The organism is Mycobacterium sp. OTB74 (genome assembly GCF_029892685.1).
In the GTDB taxonomy this organism is placed as follows: Bacteria; Actinomycetota; Actinomycetes; order Mycobacteriales; family Mycobacteriaceae; genus Mycobacterium.
Genome location: NZ_JARXVD010000031.1, coordinates 1 through 22,247, shown reverse-complemented (window position 1 = coordinate 22,247; position 22,247 = coordinate 1). Strand labels below are relative to the sequence as shown.

Here is a 22,247-nt window from a genome sequence, read left to right as displayed (position 1 = left end):
GGAAGCGACTGTGGCCGAGAACCCGGATACCAATTCGTCGGATGGCCAGAAACAGGGATTCCAGGTCCGGCTGAAGAATTTCGAGGGGCCCTTCGATCTGCTACTGCAGCTGATCTTCGCGCACCGGATGGACGTCACCGAGGTGGCGCTGCACCAGGTCACCGACGAGTTCATCGCTTACACCAAGGAGATCGGCAGCCAACTGGAGCTCGACGAGACGACGGCTTTTCTGGTGGTCGCGGCGACCCTGCTGGACCTGAAGGCTGCTCGACTGCTGCCGGCCGGTGATGTGCACGACGAGGACGACCTGGCCCTGCTGGAGGTGCGCGACCTGTTGTTTGCGCGGCTGCTGCAGTACCGCGCGTTCAAGCATGTGGCGCTGATGTTCGCCGAACTCGAGGCCGCGGCGATGCGCAGCTACCCGCGGGCGGTGACGCTTGAGGACCGCTACACCGAGCTGCTGCCCGAGGTGATGTTGGGTGTGGATGCGGAGCGCTTCGCGCAGGTTGCGGCCGCCGCTTTCACCCCCCGTCCGGTGCCGTCCCTGCGGGTCGATCACCTGCACGTGCAGGCGGTTTCGGTGCCCGAGCAAGCCATGAAGCTGATGAGCCTGCTTGAAGTACGTGGCATCGGTCAGTGGGCGTCATTCACCGAGCTAGTCGCCGATTGCGACAGTGGGATCGAGATCGTCGGCCGCTTCTTGGCACTGCTCGAGCTGTACCGGGCCCGGGCGGTAGCATTTGAGCAAGTAGATCCGCTTGGAGTGCTGCAAGTTTCGTGGACCGGAGAGCGGCCCACGAACGAGCATTTGGCAGCAGCGGTGGAAGAAGACTCATGACAGACATGGACGCGGCCGAGACCGCGGAAACCGGTGTGGGCGAGAGTGCACAGCCGCTTGCCGATGTGATCGGGGAGACTGTCGCCGCCCGAGGTGATGAAGTTGACATCGCTGCTGGAAGCGACGCATTGGACGATGTCGCCGGAGGCGACGAGTTCGATGACGTTGCCGGAGACAGTGAATTCGATGACGGCGCGGATAGCGGCGAGATCGACACCGAGATAACCGACGACGAGCTCGGCTCAGCACTGGAGGCGTTGCTGCTGGTGGTCGATACCCCGGCGCCGACGGACGCCTTGGCGACAGCGCTGGCCGAGCCGGTTGATCGGGTCGAGGACAAGCTGCATCGGATGGCGGCCGAGTTCGCCGAGCGGGGAAGCGGTATCGACCTGCGCGAGGCCGGGGGCGGCTGGCGGCTGTACACCCGGGCTCGGTACGCGCCGTATGTGGAGCGGCTGTTGCTTGAAGGTGCCCGCTCGAAGCTGACCCGGGCAGCGTTGGAGACGCTGGCTGTGGTGGCCTACCGGCAGCCCGTCACCCGGGCGCGGGTGAGCGCGGTACGTGGCGTCAACGTCGATGCGGTCATGCGTACCCTTGCTGCGCGCGGGTTGATCATCGAAACCGGCACCGATTCAGACAGTGGTGCAATAACTTTCGCGACCACAGAGCTATTCCTGGAGCGGTTGGGCCTGTCATCGTTGGCCGAGTTGCCCGACATTGCTCCGCTGCTGCCGGATGTCGACGTGATCGACGACATTGCAGAAACTCTTGCCGAGGAGCCGCGTTTCGCCAAGCTCGGCGATGGCTCTGCACCGGCTGCGACGCCGGCCAAATTCGACGTGGATCGGGACTGACATGGTAGCCAATGAAGAAGGCGTGCGACTGCAGAAAGTGTTGTCGCAGGCGGGAATTGCCTCGCGGCGGGTAGCCGAACGGATGATTTTGGACGGCCGGGTGGAGGTCGACGGTCAGATTGTCACCGAGCTCGGTACGCGGGTGCACCCCGACTCGCAGGTGGTCCGGGTGGATGGCACCCGGGTGCTGGTGGACGACGATCTGGTGTATCTGGCGCTGAACAAGCCAAAAGGCATGCACTCCACCATGTCTGATGACATGGGCCGGCCCTGTATCGGCGATCTGGTGGAACACCGGGTGCGGGGAAACAAGAAACTGTTCCATGTGGGCAGGCTCGATGCCGATACCGAGGGGCTAATCCTGCTGACCAACGACGGCGAGTTGGCGCACCGGCTGATGCATCCGTCGTATGAGATATCCAAGACCTACCTGGCCACCGTGCAGGGGACCGTGCCGCGCGGACTCGGTAAGAAATTGCGCGACGGGGTCGAACTGGAGGACGGGCCCGCACGGGTCGATGATTTTGCGGTGGTGGACGCCGTGGCCGGCAAGACACTGGTGCGCGTGGTTTTGCACGAGGGCCGCAAGCACATCGTGCGACGGTTGTTGGCCGAGGCTGGGTTCCCAGTGAAGGAACTGGTGCGGACCCACATCGGCTCGGTGGCGCTGGGGGAACAGCGGGTGAGCAGCCTGCGGGCGTTGACCCGTAAGGAAATCGGCGAGCTGTATCAGGCGGTGGGGCTGTGAACGGTGCGCTGGTAATTGCTATCGACGGACCGGCCGGTACCGGAAAGTCTTCGGCGTCAAGGGGTTTGGCGCACGGACTGGGCGCGAATCACATCAACACCGGTTCGATGTACCGGATCGTGACGCTGGCCGCTTTACGGGACGGCGTTGACCTGAGCCGTCCGGACGCTATTGCTGCAGTGGCGGAGCAGACCGAGTTCTCGGTGAGCTTCGATCCGGATTACGACCATGCTTACCTTGCCGGAGAAGATGTTTCGGACGAGATTCGCGGTGACGCGGTCACGGCGGCGGTGTCGGCGGTCTCCGCGGTGCCGGCGGTACGCACATTGCTGGTGCAGCGCCAGCGTGAACTGATCGCCAAGGCGGGCTCGGTGGTGGTCGAGGGCCGAGACATCGGCACGGTAGTGCTTCCGCATGCTGACCTGAAGATCTTTCTGACGGCCACGGCCGAGGAGCGGGCTCGGCGCCGTAATGCGCAGAACATCGCAAATGGGCTGGGCGACAACTACGAATCGGTGCTGGCGGACGTCCAGCGTCGTGACCATCTGGACTCCACTCGGGCGGTTTCCCCGCTGCACGCTGCCGACGATGCGGTCGTGGTCGATTCCAGTGACATGACCGAATCCGGTGTGGTGGCGCACCTGCTGGAACTGGTGCGGCAAAAGGCAGGGGTACGCCAATGAGCGACGGAACGTGGTTCGACGAAAGTGATTGGGAGCTTGGCTCGGAAGGGTTCGAGGCCGAGGCTGAGGAGTCTGTTGCGCCGCCACCGGTGGTCGCGGTGGTCGGTCGACCCAACGTCGGCAAATCGACTCTGGTGAACCGTATCCTGGGCCGTCGCGAAGCGGTGGTGCAGGACGTCCCCGGCGTAACACGGGACCGGGTGTCCTACGACGCCCAATGGGTAGGACGTCGATTCGTCGTGCAGGACACCGGCGGTTGGGAACCTGACGCCAAGGGCCTCCAGATGCTGGTGGCCGAGCAGGCGACTGTGGCCATGCGGACCGCCGACGCCATCATCCTGGTTGTCGACGCGGTGGTCGGAGCGACCTCGGCCGACGAGGCCGCAGCAAAGCGCCTGCAGCGGTCGGGTAAACCAGTCTTCTTGGCGGCCAACAAGGTTGACAACGACAGGGTCGAGGCCGAAGCCGCTGCCCTGTGGTCACTGGGGCTGGGGCAGCCGCACTCGATCAGCGCTATGCACGGCCGCGGAGTGGCAGACCTGCTCGACTCGGTGTTGGAGAAGCTGCCGGAAGTGTCGGAGATGTCGGGCGGCAGTGGCGGCCCGCGCCGAGTTGCGTTGGTGGGCAAGCCAAACGTCGGTAAGAGCTCGCTGCTGAACAAACTGTCCGGTGACGAACGCTCCGTGGTGCACGATGTGGCCGGTACCACCGTGGACCCGGTCGACTCGTTGATCGAATTGGAAGGCAAGACTTGGCGTTTCGTCGACACTGCGGGTCTGCGCCGCAAGGTTGGCCAGGCCAGCGGGCATGAGTTCTACGCCTCGGTGCGCACGCACGGCGCGATCGACGCTGCCGAGGTGGCGATCATGCTGATCGATGCCTCGCAGCCCCTCACCGAGCAGGACCTGCGAGTGCTGACCATGGTGATCGAGGCCGGACGGGCTCTGGTCATCGCCTTCAACAAGTGGGACCTGGTCGACGAGGACCGGCGCTACTTGCTGGACAAGGAGATCGAGCGCGAGCTGGTGCAGGTGCAGTGGGCGCCGCGCGTCAACATCTCGGCGAAAACCGGTCGGGCCGTGCAGAAATTGGTGCCGGCGCTGGAAACCTCGCTGGCGTCCTGGGACACCCGCATCTCGACCGGGCGGCTGAATACCTTCTTGAAGGAGATCGTCGCGGCGACCCCGCCGCCGGTGCGCGGCGGCAAGCAGCCCCGCATTCTGTTCGCCACTCAGGCGGCATCGCGGCCGCCGACCTTTGTGCTGTTCACCACCGGGTTCTTGGAGGCCGGCTACCGGCGCTTTCTGGAGCGCCGACTGCGCGAGGAGTTCGGTTTCGAGGGTAGCCCGATCAAGATCAATGTGCGGGTGCGGGAGAAGCGCGGGCCGAAGAAGTGAGCTTGGGCGCGCCGCCGGGCCCGTTTAGGGTCCGGCGGTGGGTCTGAGGTAGGCTTTCGATCCGTTGCCGGTTGTTCCGGTAGCGCCGCGGGCTGTGGCGCAGCTTGGTAGCGCACTTGACTGGGGGTCAAGTGGTCGCAGGTTCAAATCCTGTCAGCCCGACCAGACAAACTGCAGGTCAGAGGCGGTTTCGGAGGAATCCGGAGCCGCCTTTTCCTACGCCAATGACCCGCCGTACGCCAACCGGTACGCCAACCGAAGGCGTACTGTGCTGCACATGGGGAAGCGGGCCAACGGTGAGGGCAACGTTTACCGGCGTGCAAATGGAACCTGGGAGGCGAGGATTACCCACGTCGACCCGGATACCGGCCAGCGCAAGCGACGGTCCTTCTACGGGCCGACAGCTGCCGACGTCCGGGCCAAGCTGAAAGAGGCCCGCAAGCGCATCGACGACGGTGCCCCCGTGGCGGATGCCAAGCAGTCGGTTGCGTCGTGGCTGGCGCACTGGCGTGCCACGACGCTGGCAGCCTCCAGCCGAGCCGAGTCCACCAAGGCGCAGTACACCGATCTCGCCCGCAAGCATCTGGAGCCCGCGCCGTTCGGGTCGATCACCCTCGACAAGCTCCGGCCGTCTGATGTGGAGGCGCTGATCCTAGCGATGAAGGGACGAGTCAAGACCCGCGGCGACGATGAAATGCGGGCACTGTCTGACTCGACGATCCGGAGCACTTTTGGGGTACTGCGGCTAGCGCTCGACGGAGCTGTTCGCGACGGGTTGCTGGCCAGGAATCCCGCAGCCGCGGTAAAGCGGCCTGGGATCGAGAGGCAGGAGACTAAGCACCTGTCCGCTGCGGATGCCGCCAAAGTTCTTTACGCGGCACAGGGAATGCGTTACCACTCCGCCCTGGTCCTGATAGCGGCCACGGGGTTGCGGCGGGGCGAAGCGGTGGCATTGCGCTGGGAACACATAGACCTTGACGCGGGGACGTTGAGGGTCGCTGCCACCACCGCCCGGGTGGGGAAGAGGTTGGTCACATCGACGCCGAAAACGGAGCGCTCACGGCGCACGGTGCCGTTGTCCCCGGCCGTCGTGGCGATGCTGAAGAAGCACAAGCGCCGACAGGCCGAGGAACGCCTCAGGGCGGCCAACGTATGGGAAGAGCACGGCTTGGTCTTTTGCACTGAGGCAGGCCGTCCTGTTGAGCCTCGCAACCTGCTGCGCGAGGTGGAAGCGGCGGCGGCCAGGGCGGGAGTAAAAGGCGTCGGTGTGCACTCGCTGCGGCACGCTGCTGGGACCGCCTGGTTGGAGACCGGGACGCAGGCGGCCCTTCGAGTAGGTGTCGGTCACAATGAGGACGAATTCGCGACCTTCTTCGTCGGCGGCGGGGTACAGCGCGGTGATTCGGTGCTCCGCGCCGTCGGCCCACTTGTCGATGATCACGTCGCCGACCTGCAGGGCGGTCAACTTCTTGAGGGTGCCTAATTCCTCATAGGGCTCGTACAATCCGCCGCTCATTGCGTGCTCCTCGATGGCGAGGTGGCCGCACCCACAGCTTCCCGTATCCCGGCGGAAAGACCCAAGTTTCCAGGGAAGCAACAACACAACGAAACGCTAAAGAGCAGAAAATGATTGACCACAACAGCGACCAGACTGCCCTGCACAGGCTGCGCCACTCCGCCGTGCCCGCCCGCGGATCCGAGAGCCTGGCCCCAACCGTCTCGGAACAGACGAGATACGAGGCTCTCAAAACTCTGTTTCGAATCACCGTGAACGGCGACGGGCCCTCGTGGAGGTGTTCAACCGGCTATCTTTAGATCTTGTCCTAGGCCAGAGGCTAGTTGCTGGCAAGACATATCAGGGCCGATACCTCACCGTTCGGTGCCTATTCGAGTCTCACGGCAATTAAACGCATATCACGGGGCTGGCCAGGCCTCGGGCCGCCGGTCCGCTGAGCGGACCGCCCCATTGCGCGAACCACACCGCCAAAGTGATTATGAAACCCGAGCCGGGAGTCGTAATGGATCAAGCAACTTTAGCGACATCGATTGCTCAACTCAGCGGAACGCTCCGACCCGCTGAGGGAAGCGCAGCGGCGGACCTGGAGCGTGGGAGGGTTCTGCTAGCGCAGGCCCTTCGGTCGGGGCAAACCGCTGCGTCCATCCGTGGCACGGTTACGCTTGGCGCGAATCCGCAGGTCGCCGACCAAGCCAAGGGCTTCCGGCATTTATCGGGACCAAAGCCGACCACGGCCGTGCGCGCGCTCCTCCGTACGGTGCCCAGCGCAACGAGCTTGCACCCCTCTGTACCGGAATGGGCGCGTGGAATCGCCCTAACCGACTCTGCCGGTCCCTTTCTTACCCCACTCGGTAACCCGATCTGGATCGATGCGTTTAACTTAATTCAACTCACACCGGTTACACGCCATTCAACACCTCTGGGACTATTTCCCGTCGACCCCACGCACTCCACGCCCCGAAAAATTATGCTCAAGGCAGGCAGCGTGTGGTTCCCGGCCAAATTGCTAGCCGCGAACAGCCCGAACAATTCGTTTACGGGGTTCCGCATCAAGGGCGGTTCGTTAACGCTCACTCAAGATGCGACGCGAGTAGGCGGAGGCTTGAATCTTTCGCTCACAACAATTGCGGCTCTGACAGTTGATCTAGACATACCCGCTTCACCCCCGGTTGTGTCCGGGCCGGGAGCGGATGCGGACACCGCGGCTGTCGTTCTCCCTGCTTCCGTTACGATCGAGTTCGATCCTGCGGGTGCCAAGCTGACAGCACTAACCGATTCACAGGTGAGCGTTTATGGACAAGCTATACAGTTTCATTGGGCGGGCGCAGCCCCTGCATTCGAAGACACCACAAATGAAATCGCTATCCCACTGAATTTTTTACCCAATCAGTTTCAGGTTGGCGCAGCGAAATCGAAGTTGCTCGTCCTGTCCGGGAGCGGACCCATCCAGGCTGTGTCTTGGGTTTTGCCGGTTGTCGTCACGCCCCCGTCGAACCTCGGTGAAGCCGCTGGGGCGGGGGCGTTGATCCTGACCATCGGTGCGGGTCTAGCGCAACAATGGGCAGGATTATCGCAACCAGCCCTTCTGAATCAGACCCTGCTGCACTTGAGCCCGGGTCAGATCATCGCTCTCGGAAATGGAACGGGTATCCGGGTGATCCAAACAATCGATCTCTGGGGAACCTCCACAGTCGATTTCGCAGCAGCCGGCCCGTTTAGCTCGTTTTATCTTTGTCAGCCTGGCATTGAATGGTTCGCGGTGAACGGGGCAGCGGTCGCCCACCTTGATCGGCCTGTGCGAGCCGACGGCTCGCGCTTTGCATTGAAGATACCGGACGGCGTTCTGCTCATCTATCAAACCACCGCGCAATTCGGCATCTTCATCGGTACGCTCCTCAATACTCAGCCGCAAGAAGCAATTGCGACCGCACTCGAGAATGCCCTGATGGTGGTAGACCGACCCTCTGCGATGGCCGTGTTCGGCGAGCTAGATCCTGAAGACTTGAGCTTGGTACGACGCGGCTTTGTGGGATTGGAATTCGGCTTCCGTGGGTTGCTGCCTACGCTGCCCGACCCCTATGCAAGTAATTTCGCAGCATCGGACTTTTCTATTTCGGTCAAGACCCCGATTGGTACCTTGATAGCTGCCGTCGAGTGGACAACTCCCGAGAATCCGAATCTAGCTTTCGATCTCGCCGTTTCGAATCCATCACAAGGACGCCTTCTCGTTGCGGGGCGGCCAACGCTTTCGCTTCTGGATCTCTCAACGAATGCAGATTTCTTTGGTGTTGAGTTCCTTCCAGGTCGCAACGTAAGCAACGTAAGCATTGCCATCGACGAGATGGCTCTGACTCTTCCCGGTTCACAGGTAGCAGTGTTCACCGTTCCGCAGATCTCTTGGGAGCCGATGAAATCCGATCCGCCAGTAGCGGGCTTGCACTCAGAGAACGACGGAGGCCCGAGCACGTTCGCCGTTGAAACAGTCGATCTGGTGCGCGTCGAACCAGGCGCAGCGCTCCGCTTTCTCGTTGATGAGGTTGCCGGGGGGGCAAGTTTCAAAGCGGGCTTCACTCTTCCATTCGGGCTAGTGGCCAACGTTCAAGCGGCGCAGTTCCCGCAGGGAGGGGGAACGTTCCAACTGACCCAACCTGCGTTCCAAGATCTATCTGGAGGTTTACAAGTCACTCTCGCCCCACCCAATCCAGAAGTCGAGGACGCTTCGCTACCAGGCACGTGCGAGGCCACAAACCCCTATGGAACGGCCGTCCTTAGTAATGATGTAGCGATCACATTCAACGATGAGTTCCTGACTGGCACGATTAACATGCAGCCACCACCCCCTCCGCGAGTTCCGGTCAAACGCATAGATTTCTCAGGCTATGGCGCAAGCATGTTCAGCGAGTGGAAAGATTCCAAAACCGAAGTGGGCATCGTCAAGGCCCAGTTCGATGTGCTGGTTGGACGCACCGCTTACGAAGTCGTAAAGGCGCAGAGCAATCTCTACCCGTGGGTTGCCAGGGTAGTACGCACGATCACAATTGAGCGCCAGGGCGCAGGCTGGATACAGCGAGCGGATAGCGGGTGGCAACCTTCGTCAGACGGAATGTTCGTATTCCCGTCGAAAGAGCAGTCGGACTATGCGGGTCACGTCCACCCGGGCGCAGTACTCGGCGTCACCAATATCCGCAACATCCGGGAGGTGACTGGTGGGCTCATTACCGCATTTGGACTCCAATACCAGCAGGTTCTGTTTGATGCCGACGTGGTGATCGATAGCGCTTTTCACATCATCAATGGAGCACACGTTGAAGCGGGCCGCCAACTAGTCCCCAGTCGCGATGTCGGTGGTTATGTCCAGCTCACCCCTGGCGACGGCGCGTCCCGGCAGCAGCTTGCCGAGCTGCTCAAAAAGACTGGTCCTGTGGGTGGTCCCGTCCAATGTATTGGTAACGTCGGAGGCCCCGCCGGGCCGCAGATGACCGCAGTCTCCATGGACGCGAGTATTAATAAGACTGGCCCGAATGCGGAGCTTGTCGCAGCCCTCCGCGGCTCCCTTGCTCTGCCGAAGGAAGGCGCTTGGACGATCGCCAAGCAGGTTGGAGCCGGCCTGCCCGAGGCTCTGGATCCGAAATTTCACCTGCCGCTAATCAAAAACGAAAATCTGGATCCCTCCAAATGGCACTTCGCTGATCCCACAGATATTGCACAAATAACTGCGCCGAATATTGCCTACGGCCTGGTGCAAGCGTCTGGAACGCAGAAAATGTTCTTTGCCCGACCTTTTATTGACCAAGCTGCACCCGCGAACTTCAATCTACCCGCGGTGCCGCATTTCGCTGATGTTGGCGCCCTACTGAACGCCACGGGCCTATTTCCCGACCTCGGCGCAGCTTTGCCCTTCAACAATATTCCGTCTTTGGGTGTTTCGGGTTCGGACATTTCTTTCAACCCCGCTCCGTTCCAAATAACAGGGCAGCCGCCGAAACCACTCGTGGATTTCGGTCCGGTAAAGGTTTTGCTCGACTACTCGGACGGGGGGAAGATTGATCCTGCCACTGGAAACCGCGCAGCTCCGATTCCGTCCACTCTCGACGTGAACATCACACCTCGTGCGAATCCTGCTTGGTCGATGTCACTGGACCCGATCAATCTGATCCTGGTAACTCCCTTCGGTGACCAGAACGACCCAATCCTCCGCCTGGTTGGCGGCGCGAAAGCCAACTCCAATTCTGCTCCGACGCTGACATCGCTTGACGTCCAGTATGGCGGGGCTCTGAGTCTTGTTCAGCAGGTCTTCAGCAAATTGGAGCAGCTCGCCAGTTTCCTGCCGGGGGCCCCCTTCTCTCAGCTTCAAGTGAACTTTTCCCAGGGTCGGTTGACGATTCAGGATACGTTCGCTTTGCCCGAACTGCCGCTAGGCTTCGGGTACGTGACTGACGTCGCCCTGATACTTGGTGCTGCCATTCAGCTTTCGCCGCAATCGCTTCAGTTCACAGCGGGAATTGGTAGCGAACAAAAACCATTCCACTGGCTAGTGAGTCCTTTATCGGGAACAGGTGTAGTGCAGGTTGGCGTTCTCAACGGAGATCTCGCTGTTTTGATCGAAGCTGGCTTGGGCGTCGGTCTCTCGATTGACGTCGCGATCGCTTCAGGGTCGGCGTCGGTCGTAATCGCAATCCAGATCAACAACGAAGTCTCCCCATTTCAGATCAAGGCGATCCTCACGGGGCAAGCCAGCGTAGATGTTCTGGATGGTCTCGCGAGCGCTTCGATCACATTGAGCGCGGCATTAGGAATCACTCCGGACAAGCTCCCAATTCCTGATGCTTTGACACTGTATGCGGGCGTCAGCGTGGGCATCCACCTAAGTGTCTGTTGGCTAGTGAGTGTGGATTTTGATGGGACATGGGGGTTCTCCGAAACCTTCCAGGCACCTGGAATCCTGCCTGTTTAGAGAGGACCTATGACATTAACAGATGTGCGACTCAGCTTTCTGGCGTTTCCGCAAATGTGGAAACCGAATTCACTGCAGGTGAATCTGTTGCTGCTTCCAAATGCCGACCCTCTGGCACCGCTGACTCCGGCGCAACCGATGTTCGCGGGCACGGCACTACACCTGGAAACCGTTTTGGTTATCGGCCTCGACGCTCTGCCGGCGCCTTCGTCTCCCAATACTCAGACAACTCCGCTAGTAGTAACTCCTCCTGCAGACGCGCTGTCGCTTTTTCAGAAATTTCAGAAGGACCAAGGCCCAACCTCACCGCCACTAAACAGTCTAGCTGGCGTTCGTATTCTCAAGTCGCTGCCCGATAGCTACACGAGCGCCTTTCCATTCGAGCAGTCACGGACACCTTTTGCAAACCCAGCGGAAGACTTTGGCTGCACTTTGCGCGCAAAGGATCCGGGCAATCCCAAAACGCCGCCTCCGCCTCAAACATGGTCGTGGGGCAAATTCATCTCGTTTGCGCTGCGCCAACCCCGATTCGCGCAGGAACTAGGTCTGCTCTACCCATTAACTCTGCCGCTGGATCCTGGCGCCGTGAAAAACGGAAGTTGGATTTACTTTCGTGTGGACTCGAGCAACCCGGCCAATCCTTACGCCAACGCGCCAACGGACACGTTGAAAAGCTACGCCGCACGCTTACCCGCGCTTGCCGGCTCAGCGCGCCCTCTGTTCGCCGCAAGCCTGTTTCCGGTGGTTGATGCGATTCCGAATGAAAGCGAGTACGACGATGTGCAGATCGAAGCGGAAACCTATGACGACGGCTTCGCGAAAATTGTACATGTGCACCAGCCAGTCTCGACCGACGCTGCGATTGAAGATCGCAACCAAGTAAAACCCGGCACGGACGCCGGAATTCAAATCGGCTGGGACGACGAGCAGGTTACGATCTGGTACAACCGCTCATTGAAGACGGCCCTCTCCACCCAAACATCGGTCCCGGACGCCATCGAAAGTCCGCTCGGTGCTCTTGGTTACTGTGTCGATGTGCGTGAGACGGGCGACGCGAATTGGCATTCTCTATGTCAAGGTTCGGCCACGATCACCTACGGTGCGTTTACGGCAAATGTCAAACGTGACTACGGTGTGGAACCGGTCCCGGTTCGCTCGGCTGTCGCCGGCGATGTCACATCGTGGTTGCCGCGCTACTTCGCGCAATGGCGCGGGAAATCGCTGATCGTCAACGACCTCGATGCGTATCAGCTTGGTGGGGGTGCAGCCCCGACAACGCCGCCAGCAGTGACACCGGAACTGCCCCCTGTTCAGTTACTCTATGGCCACGATTACGAGTTCCGAACCAGGCTGCTCGATCTGACTGGCGGAACTCCAGATCCAGGCTTAAGTACCGTCAACCCGGGTCCGGCTCTGTCTGCCACATGTGCGTTTCGACGCTACCTTCTGCCCAAGTCGGTTACCTTTCCGACGAACCGAGCAAATGCGCCTGAGCCAATCGACAGCTTGAGCTTTGCCCGGCCGATCTTCGGGTATCCGGAATTTCAATTCGCCGGCATAACCGACGAAGCAGTCGTGAAGAAGCTCATCGCACAGATTCCGCCTCCCGGCACCATCAAAATTTTGGGGGTTCCTGATCCGGATGTAGACAAGTTTCAGTTGGCTGTCGAAGTACGTACACCGGCCCACGACGTCGGCAACCCTGGGGACCTCGATGGTCCGTGGCGGCACGTCTATTTTGTCGAACGCTCGTTCAACCCCTATCCCGTGGAAGATCCCGTGGGTGGTGACGCGCCCGTGACCGTCGAGTTCGACTATCAGGACATTCCGCACATCTCCAAGCTGGCGACGATAAAGCCGGACCTCAAGGGCAAATTACCGCTGCCACGAGCGCGGGATATTCGCATCGTGATAACCCCGCTCGGCAGGGCCGCTGACAATTATTGGAATGATGATACGACCCGCTTCGGTATGACGAGCACCTTCACCACGCGAGCTGAGGCTACAAACGAAGGCAACCTGTTGGGCACCCCTGGGAATCAGCCGCCTGACCAGATTCGTGCAATTCTTCTGCAGCCGCAAAACAACCTGACGCTGAATCTGGCGCAGGAGTTGCGGCTCGACGTGAACGAACTCACCTTCAAGGGACAGTCGGGAACGCGAACCGTTTTTGGATGTTCGAAGGCACTACGCCATGATTTGGCGCCCGACAAATCGACCATTACGTTCGCTGCTGAGGGCGAGCTACTGAATAAGTGGATTGTCGTGGCCGAATTCGACATAGATCGGGACTGGACCTGGGATGGTCTGGCGGATTACGGAGTGGAAGTAGCACGCGACGGCAAGTTAGTCGGAACCCTGGAAGTGCGTCCGACCCTCAGCCAGATCGCCATCGGGAACGGCATCGATACTGGTCCGCTAGCAGACCCGACCGTGCGCGAGCGTACTCATCTGATCTTCTTCGATGCCGTTGATGCGACTCCCAGAACGTATGGTTTTTCCGTCAACCAAGCGCCAAAATGGCAGTTCACGCCGTTGCTGAGGGGTTCACCTTCGGCTGCGAATTTAGTGCAAAACTTAGAGATCGTGCTACCGGTTACGGTGCCGCCCCGACAGACGCCCAAACTCGCCTCGGCGGGGATTGCCCTTTCGCCATACACCATTGAGGCAAACTATGCTGCAACCGGCCCGAGGAGACGCGCGCTCTGGCTCGAGTTTACCGAACCAGTGGCGGATCAGCACGACACGATTTTCGCACGCGTGCTTGCTTATGGCGCCGACCCTTTAATGGTCAGAGGCTTGGGGTACGATCTCGCAAATCCGGACGAACCTGATCTGCCGATTGATCCCGAGCAGATTCGCGTGATCACTCCCCTCAGCTCGCACGACAATGCTGGGCTAAGTGCGATGGTCGAGTTAATCAAGTCACCAACCTCTGACGTCCACTACATGTTGCCCTTGCCTCCGGGAATCTCCGAGGAGGATCTCGAATTATTCGGTTTCTGGACCTACGAATTTCGCATAGGACACCGCAGCATTTTTGACCGGCCGGTGGCGGGATTGTGGTCTACAGCGCGCGCAAGATTCGGACGGCCGCTACGAGTCACTGGCGTCCAGCATCCGGCGCCAACCCTGGTCTGCTATCCGTCGCATAGGTTCGGGAAAGTGAAGGTCGTAGCTCCGTTTGCGACACCAGTATTGCTGAACGGCAAGTCGCTGGTTGACCCACAAGAAGGGAAGCCACGCACGCGCATCTGGATAATGTTGTACGCCCAAGTGAAACAAGTAGACGGTAAGTCGTGGAGGAATGTACTGATCAACCACCGGCACGCGGAAACTGTCGGGGCCGTAGAAGATGAACACACCGAAGTGACGGTGCGACCGTCACGAGATGTATTCGGTCACGCGACGTTCAACGACGAGCAGATTCAAGCCACGTTGCACAGGTTAAGTCTTGCTCCGAACACCCCGTTGAGTGTGCTTGCCGTTGAGTTACTCCCACCGCGGGCAGACCAGCTCCGCGACGAAATGGGGCAAAACCTTGGGCAGGTGCGCATTCTTCGAACGAGTTCGCTGACACCGGTGCCGCAAGCTTGTTGACCAGCAAAGGACTGCGAAGACGTACGGGTGCTTTGCTGATCAAGGAGGAAAACAATGGACGTCCCACCGGAAATGATCGCAGCGGTTGATGAGAATGGGGCTCAACTGTTAAGCATTGCGGGGGTTACAGGGATTGACATCGGCTTCACGGAAGTTAACGGAACTTCGACCGAGAATATTGCGATCCGCGTGTCTGTGGCCGATATTAACAATATTCCCGCGGGTATACCTGAAACGTTAGCTGGATTCCCAGTGGTCATTATTGAACGGAACGTCCTACCGCAAGCCGATCTGGCGCGCTATGAGCCTCTGCTTGGCGGTATCTCGGTCGCACGCGACACGGGCCTTTCGGCGACGGGCACGCTGGGCGGAATTGTCCGCGACAGTGGCACGGGAGAGCTGCGCGGACTGAGTTGCGCACATATCTTTGTCATTGGCTCCACCGGGCAGCCTGGGGACCCCATCGAGCAGCCAGAGCTGCCCAGTTCGCAGCAGCCTAACCCCGCGAATGTTATCGGTACGCTTCTGCGTTCAGGCTTTCCTACTACTCCGAACCCTTTGCCTCCGGGCATACCCGTCGGCTTCAGTGATTCTGCTATCTGCACGATAACTCGGTCAGCGACCGCTGAAATCGTCGATATTGGCCTGGTAAACGGCACGGCTATACCACAGCTGGGCGACCGCGTAATGAAACGCGGCAAAACCACCGGGCTCACTCACGGCATCGTGAATGGTATCCATCGCGAAATGCAGGGGACAAATGGCAACCAGACCGCGTTTTTAGAGGACCAGTTCGAGATACAAGTAGACGGTACACGGTCATTAGTGTGGTCTGCTGCGGGCGATTCTGGATCACTCGTCGTCAAAGAAGACACCCTTGAGGTCGTCGGTCTGCTGTGGGCTGGCACCACTGATCATAACGGAGTTCCTGATGGTCAGTTCGGCTACGCGAGCGACATCGACAATGTGGCCGCTGACCTTGGTATCTCGCTATTCTGGCCAATCCCTCAAATCTCTACACTCAACCCAAGCCAGGGAGCAAGCGGCGGGGGAGACCAGGTCGCCATTTCTGGCGTCGGATTTCAGCTTGCCTCAAGCGTCACCATCGGCGGAGTTCCAGTTTCTTTCCAGCTCATCAGTGATTCACAGATTGTTGTCCGACGGACTCCACCAGGCAACGGAGCAGTCGATGTGTTGGTGACTGCTCCCGGGGGGACATCGCTGGTTGGGAGGGCCGAATCGGCTTTTACGTATTTGCCCGCAGGAAAAACAGTACTGATTTCACCACGGTTTTTCGGTGATGATGTCCTGGGATCATGCCTGTCCGGTCATACGATTTTCGACGGAAGCGGCGACCCGCCTGAGTCTGTGGGTCGGATCCAGCAAGCATTGTCCGACCTTGGCTTTGGAGTTGGCGTCGACGGAGTATTTGGCACAGACACCGATACCGCGGTCACCGCTTATAAGACAAGCAAGGGCATCACACCGGACGATCCAGTGGTTGGTCCAGAAACCATGGGGGCTCTGGACGACGATTTCGCACACGAACTGATCGACGCAAAGGCCAACGACGTTGCGGGCACACGATTTGACCTCGGGGATCGCATCGGAACGCGCGTGGATCTGGAGGATGGATTCGCCACGTGTAACTTTCAAAACGGAATCTGCATTGAGCTTGGCCATGCCGTCGCGTATGCGATGCCGTTGTCGGTGCAAACAGCATGGGTAGCGGCTGGCGGCTTGGAGGGAACGTTCGGTTCGCCGACAAATGACCCCCTCGAACTCGATGACACCCGCGCTGTGCAGGAATTTACGTTAGTAGCTTTCGTGTTCGGCGGTGCTCAGGACTTTGCGCTAAACCGTGACGTATGGGAGGGATCTGTTGCAGGCGGTTCCATGATTGGACTGCCGCTCGGTCCACCGCAGCCGATCGGTGCCGGCGGAGCGAGCTTCGTTCCACACGACGATGGGGTTGTCTTGGCAACTCCAGAAGCGGCTCCTCAGCCTTTGCCTCAGGCGGTTTTCGAACTGTGGAGTGCGCAAGAGGCAGCCGGAAATTCGGTAGGCCCCCCAACCGCATTTGCGTTTCCGTCCACCTCGGGCACAACGATCTTTCCCTTCTTAAATGACGGAATTGAATTGAACAGTGTGGGCGTTCCGTCCCTCGTCGAGCTGTTGCGCAATGACCTGCAGCGATATTTTCAACCCGGGGATGTCTCCTTAGGGCTTAATAACCCTGTACCGGCGAGAACAGAGGCCATCCCATTAATCGGAGGTACAGCCGCCTTCGCGGCGATGCGGGACGACATCGCCAGCACGAATGGGGAAAACGACTTCGTGTACATCCTGAGTTGGCATTGCAACGTGGATCTACCGCTCGTCGCAGGCGACCCCACGTCAACGCTGCGTTCCTTGCTTGCCAGTTGCGCTTCAAGGAAGGTGCAAGTGCGGGCGATGCTTTGGGCCGGTGATCCGGTCCCGCCTCCGCCGACGATCGTCCTCATCGGCAGCCCGGTGGGAATTGCTTGGCAGTATGTGAAGGATTACGTGAAGACGCATTCGTCGCGCACCGTAAACGCCCCTGCCGTCGAGTTCATCAATGGGCTTGCAGCAAGCGGGAACGATGCGGCCGCGATTCTCGACGACCAACACCTGCCGATGGGATCACATCACCAGAAGGTGGTCATTGTCGGGCGAGGACCGTTCTCGACGACCGGAGCGGGCGGGAAGCTGATCGCATATGTCGGCGGTATCGAGGCCAACATCGACCGCGTTCCGCCGCCCCTATTGGCCGAGCCCGGATCCCCACTATTCGACATCTCCGTCCGATTGGAAGGTGCCGGCGCCTTGCTTGTGCTGGATACTTTCACACTGCGCTGGACTCCCCATCCCGCCAACCTTGGCGCTCCATTGCGAGGAGCCAATCTCGCTGTCCCAACTCATACGGGTCCACTGGTCGTGCAGGTGACTCATACATATGGCAGGGGATTTCCATTTCCTACTGCAGTGCAGACCGCGTCAACTGCGCTCGCAAATGGAATCAAGAATGCACGACAATTCTTTTATATGGAGGACCAGTACTTTGTAGGCTCTCCGAAGATGAAGACAGCGATCGGCGATGCACTGTCCTCTAACCCGGGACTTGTCGCCATCGTCGTCATCGCTGCCGAAGATAGCGTGATCGATACACCCGACATAGGTTTTCGTCGTCGCGCTTTTCTCCAGCCGATCGTCGCTTCGTTCCCGAACCAGATCCTCGTCTTCGAAAGGCTCGGTAGTGGCTCGACAACCGGACCGACTGCCTACGTCCATTCGAAGTTGCTCATCGTAGACGACGAGGCCGCCTTCATTGGCTCCGTGAACTCCAGCCGTCGATCGTGGTTCCACGACAGCGAGATCGATGCGACCATCGTCGATTCTGGAGGTGCTGGGGGCACGACACCCGGAACCCGCGGGTGGATACGTGACTTTCGATGCCAGCTGTGGTCAGCACATCTGAATACCGCCAGTGGCGTGCTTGGCGATCCGGCATCCGATATTAACCTCTGGCGCGCGGTGATATCGGGAACGCTACTTGGTGCTTCGGTTCGTCCCTACGATGTAGGTGCTGTCGTACCGCGATACTCCATCAAAGGCGTACAACTCCCAGATGCCGTACTTCAGAATGGTTGGGACTCATTCGTAGATCCGACGTGATCTGCGGTGCAATCATTGGCATTCGTCAGGGGATTTCGGGGCCACGCGCAAGGCTAAAATGATCCCAAGTCGAGTTCGTGCTGGACGTCGAGCAACATGGCCAGATCGGGCGCCTGCGATTCAGGCTTTTCGGGGTCCGAGAGCATCTCGGTGGCGGTGAACTGGCCAAGGCCGGCGACCACCAATCCGATGGCCACCGGGGAGAGCGGCGCGAGCGCAGCTCCCAGAACGATCTGGGCAAACGAGAAGAGGCGACGGCTCGTTACCCAGATCTTCCGCTTCCGCACCGCCCGTTCGAGCTCGTCGCACGCTTCCTTGATCTCCGTGACAGCAGCGGTCACCGATTGGTGGTCGGTGAACCCTCCCCGACAGAATTTCTGCAGCCGGGTGTTCAGCGCGTATCGCGCATTCCGGTAGTTGTCCTCCTTCGTAAGGACGTGGACGACCTCCTGGAGAAGTTCCAGCTCGGTACGGGAGCTGTCTTGAGGAAGGAGCAATTCACGACCGACGACGGCGGACACGGTCGATGCGGGCAGCGGGCGGCGGCTGGCCTCACGCCGGATCCCCAAATCTTCGGTCAGCTCCTTTATCGAAATGTATGGGGAGGTGGCCACGACAGGACGCGCCATCGCGGGCGCCTCATCGAACAGACCCATGGCGGTCAGCTCTCCTGCGAGCGAACGTTTCACATACTCCCCGGCAGATGACCGGCGAGCTTGGTAGCTCTGCTCCCAGGCATACCGCCGTTCAGCGGTCCACTCGACCTGCTCGACGATGGGGTCCAAGACCTCTAGCAACTGCTTCTGCCGTGCCGGGTCCCACGTCTCGTCTATCCAGCGTTGCCACTCATTAGGATCGTCCCTCGGTGGCACAGGGACCACCAGCCGGTCGTACATGACCGCCTCAGACAGGAACGCTCCCGACTTCACGTGGTCGAAGACGGAGAAACACGCCCAGATTTCTGGACCGCCCGATGCCGCCATGAAGTACGCCTCGACCCCGACACCGCATAGAGCATGCAGCCCGATGCACGCTACTCCAATGCCATCTCTATTGAACGCCGCCCGATGCCCGGGAATCAACCCGACATCCACGGTCTCGGTCTGCACGAACTCTGGACGCGCCCCTATTAGACGACGAACTTGGAGCGCACTCGCACGGGGATGGGGTAGACGAAAGTCTCGAAAGCCGCCGAAACCGCAACGGACTCGCCGCCGCGGTCGATGACGAGCTGGCCCGCGATTCGAGACAGTACAGCCCTCGATGGTGAAGACCGGAATCAGTGGCGGGGCAGGCCGCGCAGGTCGGCATGCGGGAAACCTTCGCAATGTCCTCGGCGACCCAGACCTACGAATCGCTCGCCCGCAAGGGTGAGACGATGACCACCGCCGCGACGGTGACGTATGCATACGATCAAATCGACCAGGCGCGAGCGGCGTTGAAGGCGGTCTCGAAATAGACCATATTTGCGACAGGTGCGGATCGGTCTGTCGGCCAAGCGATTCCCCAGGTCGCTGTGTCTCAAATGTCCGTCTCATCCAGACTGTCTCAAATCACTGTCTCGGGAATAGATTTCGGGCCCGTGTTGTTTATGGCCCTGTGACACATACTGATTCGCCTGCATCGGCCCCCACCGGGGTTGGAGCGCGGGTAGGTTATGTGCGGGTCAGCACTGTCAGCCAGACGTTGGCGCAGCAAGAGGCGGCTCTGGCGGCTGCTGGTGTGACGAAAGTTTTCTCCGACACCATGTCTGGCGCACGCGATGACCGTCCAGGTCTGGCTGCCCTCCTCGATTACGTTCGCGAGGGCGACACCGTGGTGGTCTGGAAGCTCGACCGCCTGGGCCGCAACACTCTTCACATCCTGGAAACCGTCAAAGCCATGACGGAGCGCGGTGTCACCTTGATCTCCACCACCGATGGTATCGACTCGTCGACTGCTGCCGGGCGCATGATGATCGGCGTGCTCGGCTCACTGGCCGAATATGAGCGCGAACTGATTAAAGAACGCACCGCCCTGAAGCGGGCGATGTCGCTGGCGAACGGCACCACGTTCGGGCGGCGCAAGAAGGTCGCTGACGCCGGTCACATCGAGACTGCCAAGCGGATGAGGACCGACGGCCATGTCGCCAAAGACATCGCTAAGTACCTCGGGGTGAGCCGAGCCACCCTCTACAGGTATTTCGCCGAGGACGCCGCGTAGACCCCCGGCGGGGGCCCAGCGCCGAAACTGCCTGCCCCCCCCAACGGGGGCCCACCGCTGACCTGCGAACCCCCGGCGGGGGCCCATCACCCATGCCCACCGTCGGTGGGCGAAAGGAGACTGTGCCCATGACCTTGACTACCGCACAACTCGACCGGGCTACTGGCGTGCTGCTGAGCACCGCCGCCGGTGACGCCCTCGGGGCGGCCTATGAATTTGGCCTGCCACGCGGGCCGGAACTGGAAGTCGCCATGGTCGGCGGCGGAGCCTTCGGCTGGGAGCCCGGCGAGTGGACCGACGACACCTCCATGGCCATAGCGATTGCCGGGGTCGCCGCCACCGGGGCGGACTTCCGTCAGGAAGAGGCGCTCGACGCCCTCGCCCGGCGCTGGCATGAATGGTCACAACACGCCAAAGACGTTGGCGTGCAAACCCGCTCAGTGCTCAGCCAGGCAGGCCGACGCGGCATCTCCGCGCAGACGGCACGAGAAGAGTCCGCCGCCCTGCACCACCGCAGTGGCCGCACGGCGGGCAACGGCTCGCTGATGCGCACCGCACCCGTGGCGCTGGCTTACCTCGATGACGAAGCAGCCCTGGTACAGGCGGCCCGAGCGGTCAGCGAGCTGACCCACTTCGACCCTGAAGCCGGGGACGCCTGCGTGCTGTGGTGCCTCGCCATCCGTCACGGCGTCCTCACCGGGCTGCTCGATGTGCGAATCGGCCTGCAGCACATCGACATAGACCGACGAGACCTGTGGACAGCGCGGCTCGACGCAGCGGAGACGGCGCAGCCTTCGGACTTTCACAACAACGGCTGGGTCGTCGAGGCACTGCAGGGGGCGTGGTCAGCCATCGCGACAACACCCGTCCCGCAGGATGATCCGGCAGCCGGGGTGTTTGGTGCCGATCACCTGCGCCTGGCCCTGGACGCTGCGGTGCGGGGCGGTGGGGACACCGACACCGTCGCCGCTATCGCCGGTGGGCTGCTCGGCGCTGTCTATGGAGCCTCAGCCGTCCCGGCGCGGTGGCGTCGGGTGCTGCACGGGTGGCCGGGGCTACGCAGCCGTGAGCTGTCGGCCCTGGCGACCCGAATCGTGAAGGCCGACAAACCTCTCAGCTATCGCACTGATCCGATGATCGCGATCCGGCATCCGCATGACGATGGGGTGTGGCTGGGCAATGTCACAGCGTTGCAGAGCCTTCCACCGGGCGTGGATGCCGTGGTGTCGCTGTGCGGGGTGAACGACGAGGATATGCCCGTAGGTGTCGAGCAGGTCGATGTTCGGCTGATCGACGTTGTCGATCCGGATGCCAACCCCAACCTGGACTTCGTGCTGATCGACACCGTGCGCCTGATCAGTCAACTGCGCAATCAGGGGCGCACGGTGCTGCTGCATTGTGTGGCCTGCCAAAGCCGAACGCCTACTGTGGCGGCACTGTATGGCGCACGCTGCAGCGGCATCACCATCGACGAAGCGCTCAGTGACATTGTCGAGGTGCTGCCGTATGCATGGCCGAATGACGAATTTCGACAGGCTTTGCTACGACTGGACCCAGGGCAGAACGCAGCGTGGTAGAGGCAGCTGTGGCGTGGAATCCGCTGCGAGGAAGTAGGAGACAGCGATGACCGACCCCACTGCGCCAAGCGCCGAGCAAGCGCTAGATGTACTCGGCGGTCAGGTTGGTGACAGTCGGCTGATCGGAGGTTGGTCTCCGATGGCTGAGTGGCGGCGTTGATTGTTGTAGTACTCGAGCCAGG

The 22,247-nt window shown here is 60.6% G+C and carries 13 protein-coding genes and 1 tRNA gene; 13 read left to right on the top strand and 1 reads right to left on the bottom strand.

The genetic code is table 11. From position 1 onward, the window contains the following. Positions 1 to 10 precede the first annotated feature (10 nt). The 10 genes from M2432_RS26695 to M2432_RS26650 all read left to right on the top strand — a co-directional run bounded on the left by M2432_RS26695 (position 11) and on the right by M2432_RS26650 (position 18,286). Positions 11 to 838: a segregation/condensation protein A gene (locus M2432_RS26695; RefSeq protein WP_280829877.1), complete on the top strand. Its 828-nt coding sequence runs from the start codon at positions 11 to 13 to the stop codon at positions 836 to 838. After that, complete coding sequence (scpB, locus tag M2432_RS26690) at positions 835 to 1,692, top strand: SMC-Scp complex subunit ScpB (protein ID WP_280829866.1); 858 nt, start codon at positions 835 to 837, stop codon at positions 1,690 to 1,692. Before M2432_RS26695 ends, scpB begins: the two co-directional genes overlap by 4 nt. 1 nt (position 1,693) lies before the next feature. Continuing rightward, entirely contained in the window at positions 1,694 to 2,440 is a 747-nt protein-coding gene (locus tag M2432_RS26685) for a pseudouridine synthase (protein ID WP_280829865.1), read from the top strand. Beyond that, complete coding sequence (gene cmk / locus M2432_RS26680; RefSeq protein WP_280829864.1) at positions 2,437 to 3,123, top strand: (d)CMP kinase; 687 nt, start codon at positions 2,437 to 2,439, stop codon at positions 3,121 to 3,123. The genes M2432_RS26685 and cmk overlap by 4 nt, the downstream gene beginning before the upstream one ends. Further along, the gene (gene der, locus M2432_RS26675) at positions 3,120 to 4,520 is read left to right on the top strand and encodes a ribosome biogenesis GTPase Der (RefSeq protein WP_280829863.1); all 1,401 of its coding nucleotides are present in this window, start codon (positions 3,120 to 3,122) and stop codon (positions 4,518 to 4,520) included. Before cmk ends, der begins: the two co-directional genes overlap by 4 nt. An 88-nt stretch (positions 4,521 to 4,608) precedes the next feature. Continuing rightward, positions 4,609 to 4,685 (top strand) — tRNA-Pro (locus M2432_RS26670). A 112-nt stretch (positions 4,686 to 4,797) separates the two neighbouring features. Beyond that, positions 4,798 to 6,003 (top strand): site-specific integrase, encoded by a 1,206-nt coding sequence (locus tag M2432_RS26665; protein WP_280829862.1) that lies wholly within the window; start codon positions 4,798 to 4,800, stop codon positions 6,001 to 6,003. Positions 6,004 to 6,538: 535 nt separating this feature from the next. Beyond that, positions 6,539 to 10,990 carry a hypothetical protein gene (locus M2432_RS26660; protein WP_280829861.1) on the top strand — a complete coding sequence of 1,484 codons (4,452 nt, stop codon included), beginning with the start codon at positions 6,539 to 6,541 and terminating at the stop codon, positions 10,988 to 10,990. 9 nt (positions 10,991 to 10,999) lie between these two features. Beyond that, a complete protein-coding gene (locus M2432_RS26655) occupies positions 11,000 to 14,590 on the top strand; it encodes a hypothetical protein (RefSeq protein ID WP_280829860.1) in 3,591 nt (1,196 codons plus the stop codon). 54 nt (positions 14,591 to 14,644) lie between these two features. Continuing rightward, a complete protein-coding gene (locus tag M2432_RS26650; protein ID WP_280829859.1) occupies positions 14,645 to 18,286 on the top strand; it encodes an IPT/TIG domain-containing protein in 3,642 nt (1,213 codons plus the stop codon). A gap of 53 nt (positions 18,287 to 18,339) precedes the next feature. Here the strand turns inward: M2432_RS26650 and M2432_RS26645 are convergent, their stop codons facing one another. Beyond that, positions 18,340 to 19,395, bottom strand: coding sequence for a hypothetical protein (locus tag M2432_RS26645; protein WP_280829858.1), 1,056 nt, complete (start codon positions 19,393 to 19,395; stop codon positions 18,340 to 18,342). A gap of 173 nt (positions 19,396 to 19,568) precedes the next feature. Between M2432_RS26645 and M2432_RS26640 the strand changes: the two genes are divergently transcribed. The 3 genes from M2432_RS26640 to M2432_RS26630 all read left to right on the top strand — a co-directional run bounded on the left by M2432_RS26640 (position 19,569) and on the right by M2432_RS26630 (position 22,065). Beyond that, the gene (locus tag M2432_RS26640; RefSeq protein ID WP_280829857.1) at positions 19,569 to 19,745 is read left to right on the top strand and encodes a hypothetical protein; all 177 of its coding nucleotides are present in this window, start codon (positions 19,569 to 19,571) and stop codon (positions 19,743 to 19,745) included. Positions 19,746 to 19,945: 200 nt separating this feature from the next. Next, positions 19,946 to 20,488: a recombinase family protein gene (locus tag M2432_RS26635; protein ID WP_280829856.1), complete on the top strand. Its 543-nt coding sequence runs from the start codon at positions 19,946 to 19,948 to the stop codon at positions 20,486 to 20,488. A 128-nt stretch (positions 20,489 to 20,616) separates the two neighbouring features. Further along, entirely contained in the window at positions 20,617 to 22,065 is a 1,449-nt protein-coding gene (locus M2432_RS26630; RefSeq protein ID WP_280829855.1) for an ADP-ribosylglycohydrolase family protein, read from the top strand. Positions 22,066 to 22,247 lie beyond the last annotated feature (182 nt).

Bases quoted from the DNA above. Each gene is read 5' to 3' on its own strand.
- M2432_RS26660 (WP_280829861.1), top strand. From the start codon at position 6,539: ATGGATCAAGCAACTTTAGCGACATCGATTGCTCAACTCAGCGGAACG.
- M2432_RS26650 (WP_280829859.1), top strand. From the start codon at position 14,645: ATGGACGTCCCACCGGAAATGATCGCAGCGGTTGATGAGAATGGGGCT.
- M2432_RS26630 (WP_280829855.1), top strand. From the start codon at position 20,617: ATGACCTTGACTACCGCACAACTCGACCGGGCTACTGGCGTGCTGCTG.
- M2432_RS26665 (WP_280829862.1), top strand. From the start codon at position 4,798: ATGGGGAAGCGGGCCAACGGTGAGGGCAACGTTTACCGGCGTGCAAAT.
- M2432_RS26655 (WP_280829860.1), top strand. From the start codon at position 11,000: ATGACATTAACAGATGTGCGACTCAGCTTTCTGGCGTTTCCGCAAATG.
- M2432_RS26685 (WP_280829865.1), top strand. From the start codon at position 1,694: ATGGTAGCCAATGAAGAAGGCGTGCGACTGCAGAAAGTGTTGTCGCAG.
- scpB (WP_280829866.1), top strand. From the start codon at position 835: ATGACAGACATGGACGCGGCCGAGACCGCGGAAACCGGTGTGGGCGAG.
- der (WP_280829863.1), top strand. From the start codon at position 3,120: ATGAGCGACGGAACGTGGTTCGACGAAAGTGATTGGGAGCTTGGCTCG.